17 protein-coding genes and 1 pseudogene are annotated in these 15,449 nt (G+C 48.9%); 1 reads left to right on the forward strand and 17 read right to left on the reverse strand.

What is annotated here, in order from left to right; genetic code table 11:
• Nucleotides 1-63: 63 nt before the first annotated feature.
• The 14 genes and pseudogenes from L1N85_RS25270 to L1N85_RS25335 form a co-directional block, all read right to left on the reverse strand.
• Complete coding sequence (locus L1N85_RS25270) at nt 64-621, reverse strand: serine hydrolase (protein WP_235241792.1); 558 nt, start codon at nt 619-621, stop codon at nt 64-66.
• A 110-nt stretch (nt 622-731) separates the two neighbouring features.
• Nucleotides 732-1,820 carry a toxic anion resistance protein gene (locus L1N85_RS25275; protein ID WP_235241793.1) on the reverse strand — a complete coding sequence of 363 codons (1,089 nt, stop codon included), beginning with the start codon at nt 1,818-1,820 and terminating at the stop codon, nt 732-734.
• Nucleotides 1,821-1,837: 17 nt separating this feature from the next.
• Nucleotides 1,838-2,536 carry a hypothetical protein gene (locus L1N85_RS25280; RefSeq protein ID WP_235241794.1) on the reverse strand — a complete coding sequence of 233 codons (699 nt, stop codon included), beginning with the start codon at nt 2,534-2,536 and terminating at the stop codon, nt 1,838-1,840.
• Between the two features lie 146 nt (nt 2,537-2,682).
• Entirely contained in the window at nt 2,683-3,696 is a 1,014-nt protein-coding gene (locus L1N85_RS25285; RefSeq protein WP_235241795.1) for an ATP-grasp domain-containing protein, read from the reverse strand.
• A 54-nt stretch (nt 3,697-3,750) separates the two neighbouring features.
• Nucleotides 3,751-4,545 (reverse strand): HAD family hydrolase, encoded by a 795-nt coding sequence (locus tag L1N85_RS25290; RefSeq protein ID WP_235241796.1) that lies wholly within the window; start codon nt 4,543-4,545, stop codon nt 3,751-3,753.
• Entirely contained in the window at nt 4,542-5,729 is a 1,188-nt protein-coding gene (locus L1N85_RS25295; protein WP_407946566.1) for a cysteine protease StiP family protein, read from the reverse strand. Before L1N85_RS25295 ends, L1N85_RS25290 begins: the two co-directional genes overlap by 4 nt.
• A pseudogene (locus tag L1N85_RS25300) lies at nt 5,718-7,022 on the reverse strand (phosphoribosyltransferase family protein); the annotation flags it as partial. The pseudogene L1N85_RS25300 and the gene L1N85_RS25295, both read right to left, overlap by 12 nt.
• On the reverse strand, nt 6,964-8,169 hold the full coding sequence (locus L1N85_RS25305) for an HpcH/HpaI aldolase/citrate lyase family protein (RefSeq protein WP_268818474.1): 1,206 nt from the start codon (nt 8,167-8,169) through the stop codon (nt 6,964-6,966). The pseudogene L1N85_RS25300 and the gene L1N85_RS25305, both read right to left, overlap by 59 nt.
• Before the next feature lie 97 nt (nt 8,170-8,266).
• Nucleotides 8,267-9,061 (reverse strand): TerC family protein, encoded by a 795-nt coding sequence (locus L1N85_RS25310; RefSeq protein ID WP_235241797.1) that lies wholly within the window; start codon nt 9,059-9,061, stop codon nt 8,267-8,269.
• A 21-nt stretch (nt 9,062-9,082) separates the two neighbouring features.
• Complete coding sequence (locus tag L1N85_RS25315; protein ID WP_235241798.1) at nt 9,083-10,363, reverse strand: TerD family protein; 1,281 nt, start codon at nt 10,361-10,363, stop codon at nt 9,083-9,085.
• 75 nt (nt 10,364-10,438) lie between these two features.
• A complete protein-coding gene (locus tag L1N85_RS25320) occupies nt 10,439-11,017 on the reverse strand; it encodes a TerD family protein (protein WP_235241805.1) in 579 nt (192 codons plus the stop codon).
• 89 nt (nt 11,018-11,106) lie between these two features.
• Nucleotides 11,107-11,682: a TerD family protein gene (locus tag L1N85_RS25325; RefSeq protein WP_235241799.1), complete on the reverse strand. Its 576-nt coding sequence runs from the start codon at nt 11,680-11,682 to the stop codon at nt 11,107-11,109.
• Nucleotides 11,683-11,710: 28 nt separating this feature from the next.
• Complete coding sequence (locus tag L1N85_RS25330; protein WP_235241800.1) at nt 11,711-12,304, reverse strand: TerD family protein; 594 nt, start codon at nt 12,302-12,304, stop codon at nt 11,711-11,713.
• Nucleotides 12,305-12,380: 76 nt separating this feature from the next.
• Nucleotides 12,381-13,151, reverse strand: coding sequence for a VWA domain-containing protein (locus L1N85_RS25335; protein WP_235241801.1), 771 nt, complete (start codon nt 13,149-13,151; stop codon nt 12,381-12,383).
• Between the two features lie 445 nt (nt 13,152-13,596).
• Here L1N85_RS25335 and L1N85_RS25340 point away from each other — a divergent pair, with 445 nt between their 5' ends.
• Nucleotides 13,597-13,905 (forward strand): thioredoxin family protein, encoded by a 309-nt coding sequence (locus L1N85_RS25340; RefSeq protein ID WP_235241802.1) that lies wholly within the window; start codon nt 13,597-13,599, stop codon nt 13,903-13,905.
• Between the two features lie 30 nt (nt 13,906-13,935).
• On the opposite strand, the gene L1N85_RS27445 is transcribed toward L1N85_RS25340, so the two are convergent.
• Genes L1N85_RS27445 through L1N85_RS27455 form a run of 3 tightly spaced genes read right to left on the reverse strand, consistent with a single transcriptional unit; the run spans nt 13,936 to nt 15,329 of the window.
• A complete protein-coding gene (locus L1N85_RS27445) occupies nt 13,936-14,841 on the reverse strand; it encodes an ATP-binding cassette domain-containing protein (protein WP_328285291.1) in 906 nt (301 codons plus the stop codon).
• Between the two features lie 28 nt (nt 14,842-14,869).
• A complete protein-coding gene (locus tag L1N85_RS27450; protein ID WP_407946567.1) occupies nt 14,870-15,076 on the reverse strand; it encodes an ATP-binding cassette domain-containing protein in 207 nt (68 codons plus the stop codon).
• A complete protein-coding gene (locus tag L1N85_RS27455) occupies nt 15,000-15,329 on the reverse strand; it encodes an ATP-binding cassette domain-containing protein (RefSeq protein WP_268818477.1) in 330 nt (109 codons plus the stop codon). The genes L1N85_RS27450 and L1N85_RS27455 overlap by 77 nt, the downstream gene beginning before the upstream one ends.
• Nucleotides 15,330-15,449 lie beyond the last annotated feature (120 nt).

Consider the following 15,449-nt stretch of genomic DNA (forward strand, 5'->3'; position numbering starts at 1 on the left):
TCAGGTGGAGAACAATCTAGCGATTTGAACTGAATACGATTCCCTTGTCCAAGTTTTATAGATTTACACAACCCATGCTAAACTGCGAATAGCCTTTAAATCCATACGCTTTAATAGTTTATGAATCTCATTAAGTCCTATCAGCGAGATCAAAAATTCAGTATTTGCATTGGAGCTATAATGAATCATCCCTTTCGCCACTTCTCTGACGGTCACCGTTTGATTTGTAATCAACTTTTCCCGGTGCAAATGGTCTAACCATTGATTATGCGCTCCCCCGTCAGTGCCGGGAACATAAAACCTTTGAAGGTCGCTTAGAGGAATTCGGAGTCCCTCATCTATTCTGTGATTATAGACGTCTTCGGCATAGGCAATCGCAATTATTATTTTCACAGTGCTTGCAAGAGGCATTACAGAGGAAGAGTTGTAGTCAATCATTACATTATCGTTATGAATTAAAAACAACGATGTTTTGTCTATATTTTCTTTAAAGAATGCAAGCACATGCTCTTCACTTTTTTTGCTGTCCAGCCGCTTCAAAACGAATGCCAACAAAAAAAACAGCAGTACTAAAAGAAGTAAGCTTCCAATTATTATGCCTGTCACAATAAGAAGTTTCACAGTAACTCTCCTCGTATTATCATGATAGTAACGGTTAGATTGTGCGACTGTGAGGCGCACCAAAAAACGAGCTCGTCCAGAGCTCGTCTTCTACGATTCCTATTGAATGACTATTCCAAAAAGCCTTTGGCCGCGGCCGAAGGAAGCACGGCCTGACCGCCGCCTGCTTGGATGCCCAATCGCTGTCCAACCTGCTGGTTGATTTGCGTCATCTTCTCCGTTTGCTGCGAGACGGTTTGGATGATTTGGCGGTTCGAGTTCTCGTACTTATCCATAGCCGAGAATAGATCGCTCATCGCACGCTCCACCAGCTCCATGCTCATCGCCGGCTTCGTAAGCGCTTGATTCGCTCTATCGCTCGTCTCGTTCAAGAGACGGGCATTCTCCGCGAATTGGTTGCCCAGCATCTCATTCGTCGAATTGACCGCTTCAATCGCCTTCATCTGATCGTCGATCGCGCTGGCAATAAGAACGGATACGGACATTAGATGCTGCGTCTTGTCGATCGAGCTGTCGAGCGCATCCATTAGCTTATCGTTCGTGTCATTAATAATATCCGTCGCGGCGATGGCTTGCTGATACAGCATGATCATTTCCGTATACGTTTGAAGCTTTGTTACGACCTTGCGAAGACCGCGTTCCAAATATGTTTTCCGGAGCTCGTTCTCGGGCTTGGCAATTTCGTCCTCGAACATCTTCTTGAGGCGGTTGCCGTATTCGACCAGCAGTTGAAGGTCGTAAACGTTATCCAAGCTGCTGCGCTTCAAATTACGCATATGAACGACATTCTCTTCCAGATTGTCCCGACCGTCGCGCAATGACTTCACGATAACCTGGACGTTGGTTTTGGCCGATTGATACTTATAGATGTAATTTTTCATAGGCGCTTTCCGAAGCAGCTTCTGAACCAGGGTAAGCTGCTTGCTGCGGCTAAGATCCTCGACCTCTCCGCGAAGCTTCAGCATGTTGTTTGCCACTTCATTCCGCTTGCCGGACATCAGATCAGAAAGCGGTCTCTCCAGCATGGTCAGCGTCTGACTGGAGCGCTCCAGCGTCTTCTGTCCTTTTTTCGTAATTTCGTCCATGAGCGAATCCAGATGCATGGCATCCGTTGTCGCTACCTTCTGCATAGTGCTCTGCACCTCTTGCTCCAGCTTGTTCAGATCCTCGTTTTTAATTTGCACGAGCTGAGTTGCCATCGTTGATTCCTCCTTTATTAGTCGTTTAGACGGTATCGCTGTTGAATTAGTTCAGCCTTCGTGCGCAGCTCCATTAAATCCTTCTGCTCGATTGTCTTCGTGTAGAAAGTCAATTTAGAATCAACGTCCTTGATGCCGTCCAGCAGCAAACGCCGGTTTTGCCGTTTCGCCTCGCCGCTGAGCCGCAGGAACGGATTAATGGTCGAGTTTAGATCCTTCCTTACTAATCGTACGATGTTATGATTAATGCTTGAGTCTCCTAATGCAACCAAATCCGGTATTAACCGGTTTAAACGGGCCAGAAGCGCCAGCGTTTTCTGAACGATTTCGTCATCCAGGTTATTCTGCTCGCCCTCCAGCAAAATCATATCTTCGATGATGCCAATGTATTCTAATGCGGAAGCAAGTTCCGGATCTAACGGCGGACCTGCCGGGGCCGCCTGTTGCTCTGCTTGCTGCGGAACGGCTGCCGCCGACGTCGCAGCAACGCTTTGCTGCTGCAGAGGCAAATCCTCCGCCCTTTGCTGAAGCTCTGGCCCTCGCGTTTGCTCCGCGTCCGCGTTTGCATTCCTGACTTTACCGCTCCAACGCAGTGCGCCATACAATCCGATAGTTTGTATAGCTAACGCGATGTAAGGGGAGGAAACCCAATAAACAACGAGCGCGACGACATAACTGCCTAATGCGATGGCTAACATTTTATTCATTCTATTCATAGCTGCACCTCCATCCTGAGTACTGAACTCTATACAGCGTGAGCTTGTATGCCTCACTCAATTATCTCGTTTTTCATGCATATAAGTCAATTTTCTTATAGAAAAAAGAAGGAGCTTCGCCCGCTTCTTTCATTGTCCTCGGCCAGTTACTTCATAATCAACGGCTGCTCGACGTAACCGGCTTGAATGCCGAAACGGGGAACGGGCGGCGCGATCGCTTTACCTTGCAGCGCCTGTACGGCTAAATAAGGCATGTTCACGCCCGACAAACATGTAATATACAGACCGCCCGACATCCGCGGGTTGATTTCAAGCAATTTTGGAACCCCGTGGCTATAACGCACTTGAATATTAAAGGCATAAGGAATGCGAAGCGCCTTCGCAATTCGGTTCGCGATGTCCAGCAGCTCCGGCGTTTCCTCCAGCAAATAGGTCCGCCCCGTTGATTTGCGGCGCGGAATCGCCGTCAGCAGCTCGCCTTCCGCCGTTGCGACGCAATCAATGCTGTATTCGATGCCCTCCAGCAGCTCCATAACCATCAAACTATCGAAACGATCCGTTGACGACAAGGTTTCATAGGCCTGCTTGAAGGTTGTCGACAAGGTCACGTAGCCATACAGCTCGCGCAGCGGATTACGTTCGTTATTAATAATGCGGAAGCCCATTCCGCCTTCCGATTTCGTTGGCTTGAAGCACACCTTATGGCCCGCTGCGGTAAGCTCCTCGTACGCCCGCTTGAATTCCGCAGCCGTATTCACGACACGATAGTCGGGTATGCTTACCAAATTTTTATCCGCCAGCGCCTCATAAAATTTATCCTTCTCGATCATCGAGTCGAGCAGCTGGATGTCGCGGCAAACCATAACCTTGGTGCCGATTTCATCGAACAAATGCACGTACCGCGATATTTCCTCCATGTGCAGGCGTGGAATGAAAATATCGATGCTGTTTCTTTTACAGAAATCCACGCAAAATTCCACGTATTCCAAACCGAAGACAGCCGGCTCCGTACCGGCATGATCGGCGGCGAGCAGCGACATGTGATTGATATCGGGATGGGTTCCGTAAAACTCAAATGGCTCTCCGTCCGGATTGTTGCGGATCATATTAATATAGTGATACGCTACCGAGAACCAACGATTCATATATACGCGTGTCATGTCTGAGTACCTTCTTTCATGTCATTAAGAATGATAGGATAGCTTAGGAATATTTTATCTGCCGGCATGTTCCATAATGGAGTCGAGCAATTCTTCGGAGGCCAGGGCACCTCGCGCAGAAGTAAACCGGATATGCGGATGCGAGGAATAGGAGCGGCCTAATTCCCCGTGAACCGGTGCGACCGCATAATCGGCTGCCAGGAGCAGACTCTCATCGAGCAGGCTGTCGCCCGCCGCGTAGACGTATGTAGAAGCCAGCTTCTCCTTCACATACTGAATGGCGGCGCCCTTGCTTACTTTCTCGGGAACGAGATAAATCTTTCTGCCTTGCAGTGAATAGCTCCAGCCGAGCGAGGCTAGCTGCTGCTTCAGCTCCTCCAGCGAATCCAGAGGCAAGTTATCCCTGTCTACTGCGATGGAATAGAACAGCCCGTCGCAAAGATCGGATGATTTCACCCAATGCGAGGCGGCGATTCGGTCAAACAAGCCGGCGACCTCCGAGCTTTCCGCGCAATGGCTCTTAACGGCCTCGCGCACGAAATGATGCCACTCCTGATCGATACGTCCGTTAACGAGAATGGTTCCGCCGTTGCTCACGATCACATACTCCGGCTGCAGCTGCTCCTTGATTCCGAATATGCGATTAAATTGCTCCGGAATTCGCGTCGTTACGGGAACAAAACGCAGCATGCCGGCCAGTTGCCGCAGCTTGTCCAGCGCCGGCTTCGTCATATACGAAATATGTCTTCCCTCGTACAGCTCCACCGGGACCATGTCTTCTAATGCCATATCTCCTTTGGAGCGAACCGAATAAATCAGCGTTTGGTCCAAATCGCTTGCGAATATCATTCCAGGTCCCCCTTTACCGCTTTAATAATGCCGCAGCAGGAATACGTCATGCCCGGATATTCCTCGACCGGGACGCCGCGGTCCTTCGCCAGCAGAAGGATATGCTTCAGGTTAGGGTTATCCAAGCGGTCAACAAGGATCTTCCAAGGTACTCTGCGCAGCAGAACGCGCGTCGTCTCGCCTACCCCGGGCTTTATAAAGTTAATGTCGTTAATTCCGAAGTTTCTCTGGATTCGTTCAATATCCTGCATGCCTTTCCACGTCATCTGACGCATGGCCGGATTTGCGCTAAGCAGGTTTGCCTCACGCTTCGAATCGTCCTTAACGGCTTCAAAATGTGCGGAAACCGTATCGACAAACAAGTTGGAGAGATCCGAAGCCATCCATTCGCGATAATATTTAGCCCCGTGAAAGTCATCGGGACCGATCAGATCTTTTCGCAACACGGTGCGGCTTATTAAGCCCGATACGGTAGAGTTCAGACATGCGCTCGGGATGAGGTAATCCTCCCGCGTTCCGAACGTACCCGCGCAATGTCCGGGATCGGCGAGCACGGCAAGATCATCGTCCAGCCTGATGCCGTACCTCTGTTCCATTTGGCTGCAAGCTGCGATAAGCACCTTGCGAATCGCTCCTTTGCCCGTCCAGCCATCGACGAACTGAACCTTCTTATCCGGGTGCTTCTGATGAATATAGAGAAGAGCATTCTCATCGATCCCTTTGCCGCGAATGATGGAAAGGCTGTAATGCGGCACGGATACCTTATACACCTGCTTCATATAGCGTTTAATTAGAACACCGATTGGCGTTCCTCCCCTTGCCAAGGAAGCGAGCGCTACATCCAGCCCGTGCTTCTTGATGATCATTTCGGATACCGTTCCGATCGCTCTGGCAATGGTTTCAGCGGAATCTTGAAGCGCTGCATTAAAGAGCTGGATATATTCCGGCGTCGGCTCATATTCAATCGGCAGGCTTTCGGAATAATGCCTTCCCGTCTGCATGCCGGCTTCCCGCTCCTCGGTCCGCTGCTCAAGCGAAATCCCGCTTAGATCCTTAAGGAGGAAAATGACATCCTCTTGCTTATAGCTGCCGATTGGAGCTGGACCTTGGATTCTCTTACTGAAATAAACGATATGAATGCGAGGGATTCCTAATGAACGCAGCACCTGCAGCAGCTCTGCCATACGCTCCTCAGGCACCTCCCTTTCCATAAATAAAAACATCTCATCGTAATGGCCGCGAGGGATGTTGTACATGTAGTTTTTTACATCCGCGTGCTCGGGAGACGCATAACGGTATGCGGAATGAACCGCATACTGCGGGTCGCTGCATGGGTGAATCGGGCTGCGCGTGCTCGATTGATACCAAGTATCGCCGTCAAGCTTCGCTGCGATTCGCATCGGAATGTACATGAACTCGCCGGTTCCCGTGCAGAGCACCTTCTCGCCTGATTTATGCCGGCTTAAGTAAGCGGCAGCCTGCTCCACTTCAAGGTCCAGCCGATCGCTATCCTTGGACATTAATCCGAAGCGTCCTGTATTTTGAAGATAGGATGGTTCTCCGTTTTTTGAAGGCATGAACGAAAAACTGCCGACCAGCCGCAGAAAATCAATATTCGACTCTGCCGGGGGCGCCGCCTGCTCGTCCACATAGCTAGCGGATTCGATAGGTGTGCCCGTTACCGAGATTTCTCCGGACAGCAGCGAGAAGCATTCCATCTGGACGCCAAGCTTCTGCTCCGCATCGCTAAAACGCTGAATGTCCTCTTTGGAACGCCAATCCAGCAGGCTGGCAATGACATATTTCTTCTTGCCGTATTTCGCATGCAGGTCGTGAATAATATTTAACGCCGTTTTACCCGTCGTTATCTCATCATCTACAAGTATAATCGTTTCGGCTTGCTCGAAAATGGAAGGATTCTTCGCATAGCAGCGATGAGAGGTAGCATGGGAATGTTCCTCCTCAAAGTCGATGCAGGATGACATATCATCCATGCTCTCCCTTGTCGTATGAAGGAAGGCAGCCTCCCCTTCAAACATATCGAACATGCTGTGCCCCAGCGCCGTCGCGGTTTCCGCGAAGCCGATGAATAACGTTTTCTCGCTAACGGCCATTTTGTTTTTCTTCATCGCTTCATAGACGCCGCTTGCCGCTTCAGGCACCTCGATCGCATGCAGCAATGACTCCATCGACACCGGCAGCGGCTCTCCTTTGAACTGCTGATAAAGCAGCCCGAGCGCCGCTCCTGCCAATAGCGATACATGCGGCCGAACGGGGATATGCTTGCCCAGCACCTTGCTTACGAATAAAAAACCTCGTTTTTTATTGATTCTAGCCGCCATTTGAAATAAGTGATCCAGCGGGATGTTATAAGCATTATCCGTTATCTGGATCGAAACCTTTAAATCTCCGATAATATTATACGATGGCCGTTTCTCGTTCTTCTGCGAGTAAGCAGGTGAAGTTTTGGTTTTCATTCAGCACCCCATATATATTTGCTCTGATCATAATGCGCTTGGCCCAGGTTAAATGCGGCTTAAACTCGTTCATTTTATTTGAATAACGGCTTTTCATGACCCCAAGGTCGCCTTGGCTGTTTTCGATGATGTGAAGAGCATCCATATACTCCTCGTGAGTCACAACGAACATCGCTTGAACCGGTTTAATATGTGTCGGATGAATGATCGTTTTGCCGATTATGCCGTTTTCCTTATCCATCGCAACCTCGCGTATGAGGCCGTCTACATATCTGTTAATATAATCCATTCGCAAAATCCGTCCATGCTTGCCCATGCTTTCCTCAAAGGGCGTTTGCCTCAGCTGCGGTTTAAATACGCGGTCGCTCTTGAAATATTCCCACACCGGTCCCGAGATGACGTAATAATTATCCATCCGGCCGAACACATTGACGATATCCGCGATACAATCGCGTATGACGCCAATATCGTAGATCGTATTGTCCGGGCTTCTGCGAAGTCCGAACAGGCTTGAGAAATCCGTCGCTCCAATCCGAACGTTCAGAACGTATTCCTTATACTCCTTAAGCAGCGAGGAAATGCCGAGCAGGCTTTCCAGTCTTGTCTCACGGTAAATCACATCCGAGCTTTCCAAGATCGGCATACCGTAAAGGATCGTGCTTCCCGGACCTTTGCTCCGGTTGTATTCAGACAAAATACGGAAGTATTCGCTGCCGGTCTCGATATTAAACTTCGGAAACACGATTCCCGTAATATATTCAATTTCTTCGCCGAAGAAGACGAGCAGCCGCCTAAGCTGCGAGGCGGAACGCACTCGAATAAACATGAGAGGAATTTGATCGGCGCACAGCAAGCCTGCGGCGATATATCGGCTTATCTGCAGCAGTGTTTCCTTCAGTATCTCTTCCGCGAATTCGAGCTGATTATCGCCTACCGCATCTTCAAGGTCTATCACCATGGACACGAGTCCCTCGTGTTTATCGGATGCCAATTCATCTGCAATGTTAACCTTGGTTGCAGGCATGTAGAGCGCGGCGCCGATCGCGTGAGCAATAACCTCCTTATCCGCATAATTATTGAACGGTCTCGGAGGGGAGTAAAAGAAGGTCTGCTCTTCTTCATTGGTAAGATAGTTAAAGTACCTCAAAGCGTATTCCTCCTTATAATAGCGGTACCAAATCGAAGAAAAAATATCCCTCACGTTCCATTGAGGGATATTTCGAAAGCATGTGTATGTGAGCTTCTTAAGCTGCTTCTGATGCTCTTTTTTTGCGCAAGACGCTTAATATCATCGTGCCTGCGAATACGGCAATGATTAAACCGAAGAAATACGAGTGAGGGACATGAAAGTGGTACGCTCCCGCAATCATTTTCGCGCCGATAATAATAATAAGAATAAAAGCCGCCTTCTCCAGCTCAGGAAATTTATCAATTAGCTTCAGGAAAACCTGAGCGACGCCGCGCATCATCAATACGCCGAGAATACCTCCGAGGAACAGTACCCAAACCTCTTCGCTTACGCCGAAAGCCGCAAGCACGCTGTCGATACTGAACGCGATATCCATGATTTCTACGGCAAGAACGGTGCGCCAGAAGCCGTAGCCCTTGTTTTGAACCTGAACCTCTTCTTCGCTGCCTTTCTTTCCGATGTAAGGAATAAGCGGTATACCGCCGACGCGGGCGAGCTTAAATTCGAGATGGAATAGATTGCTCATCGCAATCCAGAGAAGGTACAAGCCGCCGGCCACTTTAATCCACGTAATTTGAACGAGATATACGCCCACGCCGATCGCAATGAAACGGAATATGTAGGCACCCAGGATCCCGTAAAATAGTGCCCGCTTCTGCTGCTCCTTCGGCAAATGCTTAACCATGACGGCCAGCACGAGAGCATTATCCGCGGATAAGAGTCCTTCCAGAATAACGAGCGTCGCGATAATGCCCCAGTTCGTCGGATCGGTGAATACGTGGGACAGGTTTTCCCAGCGAAAGAAATCACCGAAATTAGCGATCATATTTTGAAAAAAATCAACCATCACAAAAACCTCCGAATACAGCGATTATTTGCTGCCTTGCACCCATCTGAGACCCCAGCCATAAGCTTCATCCAATTGGCGATGGCCCGAGAAATATTGCACGAGCCGCTGAATGCTGAAGGTTTGATCGTTCACATTCTCAATCATTGCGATCGCGCACATGCCCATACGATTATTATGCTCGTCCATTCGCACTTCAATATCAGGACCGCCCGATTGTTTGATCGTAATGACGCCAGCCGCTTCAGCCCAATTGGTAGCTCCCTCATAGATATAAGCGTAGACAACGATTCTCTTAATCTCTGAAACCTTGTTGCCATTGATTCTTAGGTTTTCTCCCGTCTTGTTCGAGCCGGTACGATCATCGCCGTCAAGCGATACATAAGGAGCTCTCGTGAAGTCTCCAAAGCTATTGCCTAGAGCTTGGACAGAGCCCTTCAGTCCGTCCTTCAATTCAAATAAACAACCGACATCCAAATCCACGCCGTTAGAACGACCAAAAAATCCGGTCGTTTTCTTCTGGTTCCAATTTAGATTAACTACAATTTCACCAAGTGAACCTGCGCCTTTTTGCAAATTAATGACGTCTCCGCGTTTCGAGAGTGATATTTTGCTTAAGTTAATTGGAGCGGTTTTCTGCTCGGGCGGCACTGGCGTTGACTGCGGCTTAGGCGGCGCAGCAGCTTGGGGCTGTGCCGGTGCTGGAGGCGGTGTTGGTGCTGATGTTGGTGCATCGGCTTTCACCTCGATTCCGAAGCTTTTGCAAAGCGCAGCAAGCCCTCCTGAATATCCTGAACCAATGGCATTGAATTTCCATTCGCCGCTGTATCTATATAAATCTCCTACGACGATAGCAGTCTCGATAGAGAAGTTTTTTCCAAGCTCATAACGCAAAATTTCGCGTCCCGTTCCTTCATCAATGATTCGAATATAGGCGTTATTCACGCTGGCGAAGCTCTGCCTTCCGGCTTCTCCGTCATAAATCGTTAAGGTAAAAGATATCCGCTCGATATCTTTAGGCACATCGCTTATACGAACCATAACCTGTTCCGTATCGGTTTTCCCTGCGAAGCTGCGTTTGTCCGCACCGGCCATTTCAATAGCGCCGCTTGCTTCCTTCGGATTTCCGTAAAAAATTAAATCCTGATCTCCGGCTGCCTTCCCGTTCGCGCGCAATAGAAAAGCCGAGAAGTCTACATCGATGCCTGAATCGCTCTGCCATCCCATTCCAACGATGAGGTTTTTGCAGGACGGATTATTTTTTGTAATATCTGCCTTTTGCCCTTTCGTTAATGCAAGCTCCATGCGTATACCGCCCTTCGTTAGTAAGAGGATAGGGTGACAGCATTGTCTTGGGATGCCACCCTATGACCATTAGAATTAAACCGAAAGTCCGTAGTTTCGACAAAGTGCTGCCAGACCGCCGGAGAAGCCGGAGCCAACGGCTTGGAACTTCCAGTCAGCGCCATGACGATACAGCTCGCAAAATACGATAGCCGTCTCGATGGAAAACTCTTCTCCAAGGTCATAGCGGAGCACCTCTCTGCCCGTCGTTTCATCTACCAAACGAACAAAGGCATTCGCTACTTGTCCAAAGTTTTGGTGCCTGCTCTCCGCATCATGAATCGTCACGCTAATGCCGATCCGCTGAATGTGGGCAGGGACCTTCTGAAAATCAATTTTGATTTGCTCGTCATCCCCGTCGCCTTCGCCTGTACGGTTATCGCCCGTATGCTCAACTGCTCCATTATAAGCGATAAGGGCATTATAAAAAACAAAATCCTTTTCATCCTTGGCTTTGCCGTTCTGATGCAACAGAAACGCGCTCGCATCGAGGTCGATTTCGCCGCCGCCCGTATATTTGTTCGTGTCCCAGCCTAATCCGAGCACGACCTTCGTGAGACCAGGATTCGTTTTGGTAAGATCAATCCGTTGCCCTTTTGAGAGGTTAATTGACATTGCCATTAGAATGCCTCCTCATTGTGCGTATAATTTATAAAAAGGGCCGCCACAGGCGACCCTTCACGGGTAGTAATCTATTTTTCGATTTAAGCTAGACCGTAATCGCGCACAAGTCCGCTAAGTCCTTCTTGGAAGCCGCTTCCGATTGCGCTAAATTTCCATTCGCCGGAATGACGATACAGCTCGCCGACAACTACAGCCGTTTCAATGGAGAAGTCTTCCCCAAGGTCATAACGGATGAGCTCCGTGCCGCTTTGCTCATCAACGATACGAACGAAGGCGTTCGACACTTGTCCAAAGTTTTGGCTGCGTTCTTTGCCATCATGAATTGTGATGCAGAATGCGATTTTTTCTGTTTGCGCAGGAACAGCAGCAAGATCAACCTTAAGCTGCTCATCATCGCCTTCTCCCTCGCCCGTACGGTTGTCGCCAGTGTGTACGATTGATCCATTAGCGTTTTTTGGGTTGTTGTAGAAGATGAAATCAGCTTCAGAGCTTGCTTTGCCTTGTGCATTCAAGCAGAAAACGGATGCGTCAAGGTCAAAGTCCTTGCCGCCGTCATATTTATTAGTATCCCAGCCGAGACCTACCGTAATTTTAGTAAGACCGGGATTCGTTTTTGTGAGATCGATTTTTTGACCTTTGGATAAGCTGATAGCCATTGTTAGATGCCCTCTTTTCTCAATATAATTATTGGTATTGACGAGCAAGAATATCGACATGGGCAGCATGAGTGCCTTCACCGATCGCGTTGAATTTCCATTCGCCGTTGTGACGGTAAAGCTCACCGACAATAAGCGCCGTCTTGCCGGCATAATTATCGGTCAGGTTGAAGCGGATAAGCTCTTGATTGTTGGAAGGGTTAACAATACGAATAAAAGCGGATTTGATCATGCCGAAATCCTGCTTTCTCGATTCGCATTCGTAAATGTTAACAATACAAAGAATTTTGTGAATACCGGCTGGAACGCGGTCAAGCTGTACGATGATTTGCTCATCGTCACCATCGCCTTCACCCGTAATATTATCACCGGTATGTACAACGGAATTACAACCGCTCTGCTTGTTATAGAAGCAAACGAGATTTTTCTCGCCGCTTAGCTTGCCGTTCTCATCCAGCAATATAGCAGATGCATCACAGTCCACGTTCGCCGCTTTCTTGAGACCGAAGAATCCGCCCTTTACTTCAGCAGGATCCCAACCTAAGCCTACGATAACCTTTGTAAGACCAGCGTTGCCTTTAGTTAGATCAACCTTTTGACCTTTAACGAGAGAAATTCCCATAGTATTTACACCCCCTTTCCATAAGTTTTATTCATAAGATGCAATACGCCCATTCGACATCGAAGTTCCAACAAATTTAACGAACGAGGTTTTTGTCGCGCGCTTCATTGATCCAGGATGGAAATTCATGCAGCAATTTGTCGTACAGGTCATCATCACTCGTTTGGGCCAAATTTTTCACGGAGAAGAAAGCCGCATTGTCGATAAAGCGCCCTTGCAAATCGTCAAGCTTTCTCAAGAAATTGAAGCTTTCGTTACCGATTCCGACAAATTGAAAAAAGATGCCGAGCTTTGACGCCTTGCGAATAATATCCTCCGTCTCGCGATCATCCGTGCAGTTGCCGTCCGTTACAAAGAGGATATAAACCGGCTCTTGCTTTTGGAATTTGGCCGTATCGAGCTGAAGCTCCTTCTTCCCGCCAAAGCCGAATAAACCGCCGCTCTTCTTCTCGCTGACCGCACCCGGGAAATAAAAGTCCACTATTCTTCGCAGCACTCCTGCGTATTGCGTGCCTGCCTCGAGCTTGTATTTCTTCGTTATCTCACGATCCACGAAATCAAAAAAATTGCTTTTTTGAATTTCCCCTATTCCGTAATCCTTTATTCCAAATAGAAAAACATCCGCCGCTTCATTATCGTCGAAATTCATCGCGAGGCCCAATGTTCGTTCGCAAGTATTTTGCACGACTCCGCTCCGGAACAGCTGTACCATCGAGCCTGAAATGTCTACCGCCAGCCCAACGCGGGCGCGAACATCCGTTAATCCTTTCTTCGTCAAAGAAATCGTCGCTTTCTTCGACAAATCGATCAGCTTTTCCTCCGCTTTTTTCCTCAATTCAATACTCACGGCCTCTGCTCCTCCTTCAGGATGATTCTCTTATTAATCTTATCTCATAACATGTTCCGATTACAAATATGTATAAATGAAGAAATGTTAAATAAATCGATGCGGCCTATAGAAATAAGGGTGGAATTATCGGGTAAGAAGCGCGATAATTATAGGTATCAAATTACGATGCACGGGGTGTAGCTATGGAATTTATTAGAAGGAATAAAACGATGCTTATCTTTGGAGTTCTGCTCCTTATCAATGGCATATTTTTTATGTCGATCCTGCTTTCTGAGGAATAAAATGACACAAACGTTCCCCAATTCATACGGACCCGACCCTGCGCTTGCCACGTACCGGCAGATACCCTTTTTCTTCAAATAAACGGCCCCCAGCTCTCCACCCGTCTGCCGATCCATAAACCCGCTTCCGTATATAAATGACCGAATTGAGGAGCATATCGATGGCTATCCATGATATAGACGAACCATCCTTACAAAATCGTCTTCATGCCGAAGGCGGCAAGGCGGCCGTATTTTTCTTCACCCCGCTATGCGGTACTTGCAAAATAGGGGAACGGATGCTCGAAATCGCCGAAGCGGCGGGCATATCCGTTCCCGTGTACAAGCTGAATATAAATTACGCTCCCCGTCTCCGCGAGCATTGGCAAATCGCCAGCGTGCCCTGCTTGGTTTTGCTGGATAACGGTCGTCCCCTGCAGAAGGAATACGCAATGAAAGCCGTCGATCATATTTATCTCATGCTGAAGTAACCTATAAGGACCGTTCTTAATACTGACAGGTTAAAAGAATACGCGCAGACGGCGTATTTCCTGCATGAGCAGCCGCTGCTCCTCGGGATCTTCCGGCTGCTCGCTGCTCATTAACTGCGCTAAACGAAGCTGCAGCATTTCCCGCTCATTGTCTCTTTGCTGCTCCGCAGGCGTTAGAGCCCTGCTTCGGTCCTTGCACATATACTCATCGTACGTTCCCGGAAACAGGATCGGTTCGCTATTTCCATCCAGCACGAGCAGGCGGTTAGCCGCTTGGCGGACCAAATAACGGTCATGCGTAACCAGAAGCACTGCTCCCGGATAATGCCGCAGCGCCTCTTCCACCCGTTCGCGGGTGCTGATATCCAAGTAATTCGTCGGTTCGTCAAGCACGAGCAGATTGGCCTTCCCGAAAAACAGCTTCAGAAAAGCTACCCTGCATTTCTCGCCCATACTCAATTCCCCGATTCGCTTAAACACATCCTCCTTCGAAAATAAGAAGCAGCCCAAAATCGTTCTTGCATGCGACTGCGTCATGCCCGGCAGCGCCAGTAAGCTGTCTAATATAGTCGTGTCATGCTCCAGCTTGCCAAGCTCCTGCTCAAAATATCCGATTTTGACTTGCGGATTTACGGTGACCACTCCAGATATCGGGGTTAAGCTGCCTGTCGTGAGTTTTAACAGCGTCGATTTCCCAACGCCATTCGGACCTAAGACAGCGAGGCGGTCTCCACGGTCAATTGTGAGGCTAAGATGGCTGAGCATTTGCTCGCCGCCTTCATAAGCAAAGCTGACATCTTCCATTCGAAGCAGCGTATTGGCAGCGAAGCCGTCTGATTCAAGCTGCATCCGCAGCTTTGTTTCCTCGCGCGGCTTCTGTACTTGATCGCGATCCAACCGCTCAAGCGCGGATTCCTTCGCATGCAAGCGCGACACGTTCTTTTTCGACTTGGAACGGAGGAAGTCATTTTGACCTTGCCGTGCGGTCGATGAACGTCCGGTCATGCGACACGTAGACGATCGTTCCCGGATATGTCTTCACCCATTGCTCCAGCCAGTCGAGCGCTGCCGAATCCAAATGATTCGTCGGCTCATCAAGCAGGACGAGCTTTGGTTCTCTTACCATCAGCGCCGCCAATTGCGCCTTCGTCTTCTGTCCCCCGCTTAGCAGAGAGAAGGGGGTGCTCCAAACCGAAGTGTCGAAGCTTAGCTGCGTTAAGCATCTTTCCGCCGTGATCTCCCATCCGTATCCGTTCGCCATCGAACGGAAGACGTCCGGTCAACCCGTGCAGCAGCGTCGTTTTGCCGTTTCCATTACGTCCGAACAAGACGAGCCGTTCGCCTTCCCGTACCTCGAAAGTTATATTTTCGAACAGCGCACTGCCATCCCATTCTTTCTTTACACACTTAACTTTGAATAACATCAAGGAACATCCCCCATTTCATTTAAATCGGGTAGGAGGCTACTCATTATTTGAGTAGCCGACCTCCCACACCACCGTACGTACCGTTCGGTATACGGCGGTTCCCTAGTTTACGCAGTG

The sequence above is a fragment of the Paenibacillus alkaliterrae genome (genome assembly GCF_021532375.1).
In the GTDB taxonomy this organism is placed as follows: Bacteria; Bacillota; Bacilli; order Paenibacillales; family Paenibacillaceae; genus Pristimantibacillus; species Pristimantibacillus alkaliterrae.